8 protein-coding genes are annotated in these 9931 nt (G+C 44.6%); 7 read left to right on the top strand and 1 reads right to left on the bottom strand.

From position 1 onward, the window contains the following. Together Q366_RS18520 and cysK are read left to right on the top strand one after the other, a co-directional pair. On the top strand, positions 1-270 hold a 270-nt coding region (locus tag Q366_RS18520; RefSeq protein WP_035242075.1), incomplete at its 5' end, for a thioesterase II family protein. A 61-nt stretch (positions 271-331) separates the two neighbouring features. Further along, positions 332-1273 carry a cysteine synthase A gene (gene cysK / locus Q366_RS18525; RefSeq protein ID WP_035242077.1) on the top strand — a complete coding sequence of 314 codons (942 nt, stop codon included), beginning with the start codon at positions 332-334 and terminating at the stop codon, positions 1271-1273. 636 nt (positions 1274-1909) lie between these two features. Here the strand turns inward: cysK and Q366_RS18530 are convergent. Then, positions 1910-2923: a helix-turn-helix domain-containing protein gene (locus Q366_RS18530; protein ID WP_035242079.1), complete on the bottom strand. Its 1014-nt coding sequence runs from the start codon at positions 2921-2923 to the stop codon at positions 1910-1912. A 335-nt stretch (positions 2924-3258) separates the two neighbouring features. Between Q366_RS18530 and Q366_RS18535 the strand changes: the two genes are divergently transcribed. From Q366_RS18535 to Q366_RS18555, 5 genes are all read left to right on the top strand, one after another. Continuing rightward, positions 3259-5385: a TonB-dependent receptor gene (locus Q366_RS18535; RefSeq protein WP_035242081.1), complete on the top strand. Its 2127-nt coding sequence runs from the start codon at positions 3259-3261 to the stop codon at positions 5383-5385. A 175-nt stretch (positions 5386-5560) separates the two neighbouring features. After that, a complete protein-coding gene (locus Q366_RS18540; RefSeq protein ID WP_035242083.1) occupies positions 5561-5755 on the top strand; it encodes a hypothetical protein in 195 nt (64 codons plus the stop codon). A gap of 45 nt (positions 5756-5800) precedes the next feature. After that, positions 5801-7564 carry an ABC transporter ATP-binding protein gene (locus tag Q366_RS18545; RefSeq protein WP_035242085.1) on the top strand — a complete coding sequence of 588 codons (1764 nt, stop codon included), beginning with the start codon at positions 5801-5803 and terminating at the stop codon, positions 7562-7564. Continuing rightward, positions 7561-9324, top strand: a complete 1764-nt coding sequence (locus tag Q366_RS18550) for an ABC transporter ATP-binding protein (protein ID WP_035242086.1) — start codon at positions 7561-7563, stop codon at positions 9322-9324. Before Q366_RS18545 ends, Q366_RS18550 begins: the two co-directional genes overlap by 4 nt. Before the next feature lie 14 nt (positions 9325-9338). Continuing rightward, a partial coding sequence (locus Q366_RS18555) for a thioesterase II family protein (protein WP_051958160.1) occupies positions 9339-9931 on the top strand: 593 nt, incomplete at its 3' end.

Raw genomic sequence — 9931 nt, forward strand, 5'->3', positions numbered from 1 at the left:
CTTATGGAAATCTATATACCCATTCTCAGAGCGGACCTTGCCATTGAGGAGAAGTATACCCTAAAAAAGGAAGCACCCATGAATATACCGATAACGGCCATTTACGGTATTGAGGATGATGAGGCCCCCAAATCAGTTATGGCACCATGGAAACGATATACCACGGATTCCTTTGAATTGATCGGCCTGCAAGGCGGGCATTTTTTCATCAATACCGCCCGGTCGGCTTTTTTATCCTGCCTTTCCCGGATAACAGATTTTTTTCAGTAAATTGTGCAGTCGGCACTTAAAATATAAATGTATCCTTTTTAAAAGTGGAGGTAATTTTAAAATGAATTCAAACGAAATTTTGAATCAGATAGGAGCGACCCCCATGTTTCGGATCGGGCTTGGGGGAAATGACGACATGAACATTTACGCAAAAGCAGAATACCTGAATCCGGGAGGTTCAATCAAAGATCGCGTTGCGCTTTTTATTATCGAACAGGCTGAAAAAAAGGGCAGATTAAAAAAAGGAATGTCCATCGTAGAAGCAACCAGCGGAAATACAGGCATTGCAGTGGCCATGGTTGGTTTGGTCAAAGGGTATGATGTCAGGATCATCATGCCGGAAAATATGAGTGATGAGAGAAAAAAAATGATCCGGGCTCTGAATGCTGAATTAATTTTAACGCCTCCTGAAAAAAATGTGGCAGGCGCTGTTGAAAAGCTTAAAGAGATTATGGCTGAAGATGACAACATTTTTGTCCCTGACCAGTTTGAAAATCATGACAACAGTATGTCCCATTATCTCTCCACAGGTCCTGAGATATGGAAAAACATGAACGGCCATGTGGATATTTTTGTGTCAGGCCTTGGCAGCGGCGGCACACTCATGGGAACAGGGAAATACCTGAAGGAAAAGAATCCTGAAATCATGATTGTTGCGGTTGAGCCGAAAAATGCCTCTGCACTTCTGGGCCATGAACCGGGACTCCACAAAATAGAAGGCATAGGCGATGGATTTGTTCCCTCCATTGTGGATACCAGTCTGATCGACAATGTCATTGAAGTTGACGATGACAGCGCGGTGGAAATGACCCGCTGGCTTGCAAGTAAGCAAGGCTTCCTCGTAGGAATTTCTTCCGGTGCCAACGTATGTGCAGCCCTTGAAATGCGGCATCTGTTTGGAAAGGATAAAAATATCGTCACCATTTTCCCCGACGGCGCGGATAGGTATTTCAGCACAGCCCTTTTTGCTGACCGATATCGGGAACTGGCAGTGGCTATATAGTGCCTTTCACAAGTTCTTCTTCGATTGTTAAGGAATGAAATAGGTACATGATGACATCTTTAATGGGATTCATTGCGGAAAAAAAGGACCTGTCATGCTATGCACTGGCCTATCCGTACTGGGTGAGGTCCTTGGAATCGCCCCTATGCCATGATCTACACAATAATTAAATTGTCGCTCACAGGTGGTTGCAAAGAGGTCATTTCCCCCATTTCCAGATTGGAAAAATAGGCGTTAGCACCCAAAAAAACCAGAAAAACCTTATTTTTACATGGGATTTCCCTGCAACCCCATTCCACCCTTGTTTGAATCCAAACGAAAAGGGATAAAGGCCGGTCCTCACGCCTTTATCCCTTTTTTTTGTCCGTTGAATAAATCAACCAAACGCCTGAGTCTTAAGGGACTTAGCCGATCTTAATTTACCGTTAATTGTCGCAGAATACTTCGGCAAGGCCCAGATAGAACGGGGTCTTTTATTTTTTTGACGGTGAATCAGGGGGCTTCGTTGTGTCCGATAGGACATGAGGGTTATACACGATGGGAACACCACCGTCCTGGGAGGCCATCAATTCTACGACCGCCTGTTTCAGATAGTTTGCCCCAACTGTCAGAGTCAAGTGGAAATTGTCTCTTCCATCAATACCTTTCTGAAGAGACTTGTTTCAGATAATCTCCAGGATTCAATCCGAAATGGTTTTTGAAGGACTTTGTAAAATAACTTAAATTTGAATATCCCACTTCATATGCAGCGCCACTGACATTAAACCGTCCCTCATCAAGGAGAAGTTTTGCCTTTTTCAGTCTTATGTCCCTTAAATACTCAAAAATGGTTTTTCCGTATAATTTTTTGAAGCAGTAGTTTAGTTTTGGATGGGAAATACCGGCTTCCCTTGAAAGCGCCTGAAGACTAAGGGGCTTTTCAATATTTTCCTCTATTATTCTCTTAATCCGGTATGTCATTTCAATCTCAGTCTGTTTCAAAATCTCTTTTGTTTTATTTTCTTCAACATGAAAGGAAATATGGCCCACAGCTCTTGATAACAGTTCAAAAGCCTTTCCTTCAAGAAATACCCGGCGTATCAATCCTTTGTACCGACAAAATAAAATTTCTCTTAAAATAAATTCAATTTCCCTTGTTGCCGGATAAATCTGGTGAAAATAATTCTCATGTTTGTAAATTATGCTTTTCATTTTTTCAGGAAGAAACAAACAATCACTGCCAAAAAGCACTCTCAATGCAGAGGGCTTTACAAGAATTGCCACGACCTCAGTTGGGGTATCATTATCAAGCAGCACATTTCCGACACATTCGGGCAGATATGATATCGAAAAACTCCCGGGTTTCTTCATAATAACATTTTTATATTTTGAAAAAGCAAATCTGCTTAACGTTTTACCCTGAATTGGAAACCAGAAATTGAAATACTCATCACTCATATCAAAGGAAATAAAGAGCTTTTTATTCAGCTTGTATTTACCAATCCTCAAAAATAAATCTGGCTTGAGTTTTATTGCTCCCAGAAAGCCGTTACCCAGATTTTGGGGCCATTCCCAATAGCTATCAAAGCATTCTCCCCCTGCTGACAGATGTTCAGGATCGGTAAACGCACCCAATAGGTTCTTTGAATTGAGATTTATTGTTTCAGACATTTTTCAATACTTTCGAATTAATATCACCAAATTTTAAATTTCCCTGTTTTGTTAAGTGCAAAATATTCCTGCGCCAAGGACACGTAAATTTTTACTAATCGTTATTAATTGTAATTTTTTTCATGTCAAGAAAAATAATTAGATACTTAACACAATATTTGGAATTGCATTAAATATTTAAATTCTTGATCTTTCTTAAAGTGTTAAAAAAAATTCTGGTTTTGTTAACATAAAAACGCCTTCTGGTGATACAGCTTTGATTCTGAACACGGCTATCAAGACATAGCATGCATGATGTATGGAAAACGAATCAATAAAGAATTAGGAGGAACAAGATGTTAAAGTTATGTATTTCCCGGTGTGTAATAATATTATGTATTCTTGCCGTATGTGCACAACAAACTTTTGGCCAACAAGAAAAACAGAGCAGTCTGACCCTGGATGAGATAACTGTTACTGCGAATAAACGAAAGGAAAACATTCAGGAGGTTCCGGTTGCAGTTACGACATTGACGGAAACGGATCTGGAGGATGCCGGTGTTCTGGGGGTCGGGGATGTGATTGATTTCGTACCCAATATGACGTTTAAGACATCATTTAATGCCGGCGTTTTTGAAACAAATTTCAGGGGGTTGCGCCTCAGTCAGTTTACCGGTAAAAATCCGGTCGTGATTTTCATTGACGGTATTGCCCAGGACACGGATGTGAATTACGGTTCGGACATCTTCAATGTTGAAAGAGTCGAGGTGCTTCGCGGTTCCCAGGGAACCTTGTATGGCAAAAATGCCATCGGGGGCGTTATCAACATTATTTCAAAAAAGCCCGGCAATACCTTTGAATCCAAAATTACCGCAGAAACAGCAGAGTACGGGACATACAGATTTTCAGCTTATTCAAATGGCCCCGTCGTTAAGGATCGGTTGTTCTTCGGACTGTCAGGAACTTATTATGAAACAGACGGATACATGGACAACGATGATCCGGCGGGAGGAACTTTTGACGGTCAGGAGAGGTCCCGGTTTCAGTCCCGCCTGAGATGGCTGCCCACAGATCGTCTGGAGATGAATTTTCACGCGGGAATAAGCCAAAAAAAATATGACAGCAATAATACCATTGATGCAAGCACAGGGGAGGTGTCATATCACGCAAGTAAAAATCCCGATGATTTTTGTGAGACGGACTCATTTGATTCTGCTTTGAATATTGGCTATGAGACGGATTCTTTTGACGTTACCTCCATTACATCATATTCGCACAGTTCAATAGATATGAGCCAGGATCAACGCTATGTAAACATGGCAATGACAATGCCTGTTGCAAGCCGTGATGCTTATACCGATATATTTTCCCAGGAACTTCGTATTCAGTCTCCAGAAAACAAAGAAGGCATAAAATGGATAGGCGGCCTCTATTACACAACTGAAAAATCCGACTGGGATAAATGCGGAATGATTTATCAAACCAAGGCAATGCTGGGTTACGACACCTTTTACAATTGGGCGGATAAACTTGATGACCAGGTCGTAGCCGGTTTTGGTGAAGTGACGTTTCCCCTTCCCGGCAGGTTCGCTTTTACCGTCGGCTTGCGTTATGAACGAACTCACAAGGAGATGGACTACCGGTATGAGGTTGTTCGCGCAGATACAATGGAGCTGTTGCCGGCAGATCCTTTTGGATCAGCAAACCCGGTATTGGTGACATACAATATTGACGACGACTGGGACGCCCTTCTTCCCAAGGGGGTTCTCTCCTGGACTGTCAACAAAAACGCCATGATTTATGCAAGTGTAAGCCAGGGCTATCTGGCAGGAGGGTTTAACTGGAGCGGGCATGTCAAAGAGGAGGCAAAATTCGATGAGCAGACCTCAGTTGATTATGAATTAGGGGCAAAAACCTCCTGGTTTGACAACAGGCTTATTTTGAATGCTAACCTTTTTTACATGGATATCAAAGATATCCATGTTTATTATGCGCCGGACGCGGTTACATATATTACCAGCAATGCAGGAGAAGCACACTCAACAGGAGCGGAGATTGAACTCAGAGCGTTGCCTGTCCATGGACTTGACATAAGAGCTGCCCTTGGAATTGTACAAGCCGAGTACGATGAATACATCAATACGTCCAATAATGATTGCTCAGGAAATATGCTTGAAGGCACACCTGACTATACACTGAATCTTGCGGTTCAATACAGATTTGACTCAGGGCTTTATTTGAAAGCCGGCATGCAGGCTTATGGGGCGTATTACTTTAACGATGCAAATACCATTAGTCAGAAATCCGTTGAAATATACAATGCAAAAATCGGATATGAACGCGATGGCTGGGATCTGTATCTTTATGTGGACAACATGTTTGACGAAGAATATTTCAGCTATGGGAGGGAGAGTGCTTCGGGAATTACTGGAAATGTCGGACAGCCGCAAACTTTTGGTATATTAGCGTCGTTGCGATTTTAAACATTTGAAAAACATCCCAGATCCAAGGCTCCAGGATCTTGCGCGCCGGGAGCTTTTGTCTTACTGCGCAGCAGCTCTCTGCAACAAGGGTTTGATAATGCAGAAGAAGGGGCGTCACAAGCTTTTCCCGAGGGTAAAAATTGAATCATAATAACGAGACTCATGGGGTGGAACTATGGGTGATACCTTTGTTTTTGGTGTGATCGGCGGATATGGGCGAATCGGTACCGAGGTTATAACCACGCTAAAGGAAGGTACATATAAAGGCGCTGGTTGTTTTTATCTGGATGAAATTGTGAAAGTGGCTGATTTTATGTCCGGATTGAAGCATCATGAACTTTTCGCCATCAAAACAGAAACAAACTTATGAAACCCAGTAAATCCAATATATAGAAGAAACAGCCAAAGGAGCGTAATGAAAAAAACCGTACAAAACCCAAACGGAATACTGAGTTTTGCCGCACCCTACAGGGGTAAATTTATTGTCTGTGTATGTGAACTGTTGCTCAGTGGCGCGGCAAATATAGCAGCCTATCTTGTGGTGGCAGATATCTTTACAAAAATATTTGCCGATACCCCTCTAACCTCGGCTTATATACTTTTTGCAGCAGGGCTCGCTCTGATTTTTATGCTCATAAAAAACGGGTTCGAATATCTGGGGCTGGACTACTCCCATGGTGTGGCCTTCAGCATCCTGGCCGATCTAAGACAGGCCCTTGCACAAAAGCTTTTAAAAATACCCATGGGAATTGTCCGTAAAAGGGGGCACGGGGAGATCAAAAAGAATTTTGTGGACAATGTTGAGGAAATGGAAGTGATTTTGGCACACATGATTCCCGAAGGTATTGGTAATATTACGTCCCTGGTTGTGGCTATCATTGCTCTTTTTCTCATCAGCTTTAAAATGGCTCTCGGCTTAATGGGCGCGATCCTTATCGGTATGACAGCCTTTATGCTCATGTTCATTCAAGGCGTAAAAAAAATGAAGGCCTATTATGCGGCCTCCAAAAGCATGAATAACAACATTATTGACTATATCAACGGGATGGAGGTTATCAAGGTTTTTAACCAAACCGCCACTTCCTACAAAAAATACAGTGATTCTGTCTCGGATTTCAAAATCTATACGGCTGACTGGGCCAAATCCTCATGGAAATACACAGCCATATACAAGGTCATCATGACATCTCCCCTGTTATTTGCCCTGCCAGTGGGGCTTACCCTGTATACGGGCGGCCGCTTAACCATCGGCGGTCTGGTCCTTTCGACCATACTGGCCCTCAGTATGGGCGGCCCGCTTCTGCGGTTGATGTCCTTTGCCCCCTCTGTTGCCATATTACGGGAGAAATCCACCCATATCACAGCAATTCTTAAGGAGGAAGAGTTGAGCCAAAGCAGTGACCAAAAGATCCCTGAACACTATGATATTGATATCTCGGATTTGTATTTTGCCTATACCGATAAAAACGTGTTGGAAGATATCCGGCTCTTTTTTCCCCAAAATGCCCTTACCGCACTTGTGGGGGAATCAGGTGCCGGAAAAAGCACACTGGCAATGCTTCTGATGCGTTTTTGGGAATATCAAACCGGAGAGATAAAAATAGGAGGGATCTGTCTTAAGGATATTCCATTTGATCATTTGATGCAGTGCATCAGCTATGTGTCCCAGGATAATTTTTTGTTTCGGATGTCCATAGGGGAAAACATTCGCATAGGCAAGCCCGACGCCACACAAGAAGAAATTATCAAGGCAGCAAAAGCCGCATGCTGCCATGATTTTATCATGGAGGCGCCCCAGGGATACGATACCGTTGTCACAGCTTCCGGTGCCACACTCTCCGGCGGGGAGCGGCAAAGAGTCACCATTGCCCGGGCCATCATTAAAAATGCGCCGGTTATTATTCTGGATGAGGCAACTTCCTTTACCGACCCTGAAAATGAAGACAAACTCCAGGAAGCCTTGAATGAGTTAATCAGCGGCAAAACTGTTATCGTTATTGCCCATCGCTTATCTACCATTGTCCATGCAGACCAGATTGTGGTGCTGGATAACGGAAAAGTTCACAAGACAGGCAAGCACCGGGAATTGATGCAGACCAGTGAAATTTACCGACACCTGTGGAACGCCCATGAAAATATTGCCGGATGGAGTATCGCCGTTGGAGGAGACACCGAATGATTGAATATTACAAGCGCATCATGGCCTTTTTGGGGCAGGATAGAAAACGGGTTCAGTTGGGGATTGTTCTGGCATTCTTTGAAAGCATGGTTGCCAACATACCAGTGGTCATGCTCCTGTATGCCTTTGCTAAACTTGCGGGGGGAACATTGATCAAAAGCGATATTCTTTTGGTCTTTGTCGTGATGTTTGTGGCCGTGCTCATTAGAATGCTGCTGGCCTGGTTGATTGATAATTTTATGTATCTTTCCATCTATGATGCATGTGAAAGAGAGCGGCTTGGCATCGGCGACCGGTTCCGGTATTTTCCCATGGGATTTTTTACCCAGGGCAACCTGGGCAGGGTCGCCGCCATCATCTCCATTGATCTCACCTTTGTTGAGGAAAGGGCCATACGTGACCTGGATATCATAGTCAACGCCGCGGCCATGACAACGATTGGCTGCATCATGCTCTGTGTTGCAGATATTCGCATCGGTGCCATTGCCGTCATCGTGTCTGTGTTTTCAATTTTTCTTTCCGGACGGATAGAGCGCGTCTGCCGGACGGAGTCCGTTCTCAGGCAGGAACAGCAGGGCAAGCTCACAGAAGCCATACTGGAATACGTCATGGGGATCTCGGTGATCAAGGCGTTTAATCTTGCGAGCAAAAAGGCCGGGACCGTCAAAAAAGCGATCCGGGAAACCAAAGAAGGCAGTATCCGCTATGAAAAACGGTTCATCCCACCGGCTTTTTTTTATAAAGCCGCCTTTAATGCGGCAACGGCACTGATGGTATGGACAAGCCTTGTATTTTACAAAGACGGAACACTCAGTATTGAACTTGCGCTGGTTTTTGTGATCTTTGCCTTTTACGTATTTTTGCCGGCCATAAATCTGGGTGGGGCCATTGTTACGTTTTTAGTGGGGAAAGCAAGTCTCGACCGTTATGACGCGTTGAAAAATCACCCCCTCATGGGTGTGAACGGCAGGGAAATCCAAACCCATAACCACGAAATAGCCTTCCATAATGTCAGCTTTGCCTATGATGACAGACATGATGGCAAAATGGTGCTCAAAGATATCAATTTTACAGCAAAACCAGGCACCATGACCGCGCTTGTGGGGCAGTCGGGTTCCGGAAAAACGACCATTGCCAATCTCATTGTCCGATTTTGGGACGTAAAAAAGGGTTCTGTTACCATAGGCGGCACAGACATCAGGGAAATGACCACCGGTTGTCTGTTAAAAAATATCAGCATGGTGTTCCAGCGGGTTTATCTGTTTCATGACACCATAAAAAATAATATCAGATTCGGAAAACCCGATGCCACCGACGAGGAAATTATAGCCGCAGCCCGCCTGGCCCGGTGTCATGAGTTTATCAGTGCTTTGCCCCAGGGATATGACACCATGGTCACTGAAGCGGGAAGTTCCCTTTCCGGCGGTGAAAAGCAACGAATTTCCATTGCCAGGGCCATCCTCAAGGACGCACCCATTGTTCTGCTGGACGAAGCCACGGCAAGCATAGACCCTGACAACGAAAAACATATCCAGGAAGCCATTGGAGAACTCGTTAAAAACAAAACCTTGATCGTCATTGCCCACCGGCTGTCTACCATCCGATACGCGGACCAAATTGTCGTCGTTGACAAGGGGCAGATCGTTGAAACCGGCAGGCACGATGACTTGCTGGAAAAACAGGGGGTATATCATCAACTGTGGACAAAGCGAATGACCGCCCGCAGTTGGAAAATGAGAGAGCAATCCAATAGCTTTTGAAACAGGAGATGAGTATGTATATATCTAAGGTAGCCGGAGATGTTCGGGAAACTCCCGCTTTGATGGTGTATAAAAATAATGGGGCGATCCTGCGGCTGTTTTGTTTCCCCTATGCCGGAGGAGGTGCCGCAGCTTTTAGAATGTGGCCGGCGTTTCTACCGGATACCGTGGAATTGTGCGGGGTTCAGCCACCGGGCAGGGAAAACCGCATAAGCGAAGCACCCATTGCCGATGTTCATGACCTGGTGGCCCGGCTTTTACCCTCGTTGGCACCATGGTTTGACAAGCCTTTTGTTTTTTACGGACACAGCACAGGGGGGCTGGTTGCCTTTGAGATGATCCGGGAACTGCGCCGGCAGCAAATGCCCCTTCCCCTCCATCTGGTTGTCTCGGGGGCAAGGGCTCCCCATATTCCCGAACCTTCTCCTTTGCACCACCTGCCAAAAGAGGCGTTCATACAGCAATTGCGCCGGTTTTCCGGTACGCCTGAGACTGTGCTGGAAAACAGTGAACTTATGGAAATCTATATACCCATTCTCAGAGCGGACCTTGCCATTGAGGAGAAGTATACCCTAAAAAAGGAAGCACCCATGAATATACCGATAAC

The sequence above is a fragment of the Desulfobacter vibrioformis DSM 8776 genome, assembly GCF_000745975.1.
Taxonomy (GTDB): Bacteria; Desulfobacterota; Desulfobacteria; order Desulfobacterales; family Desulfobacteraceae; genus Desulfobacter; species Desulfobacter vibrioformis.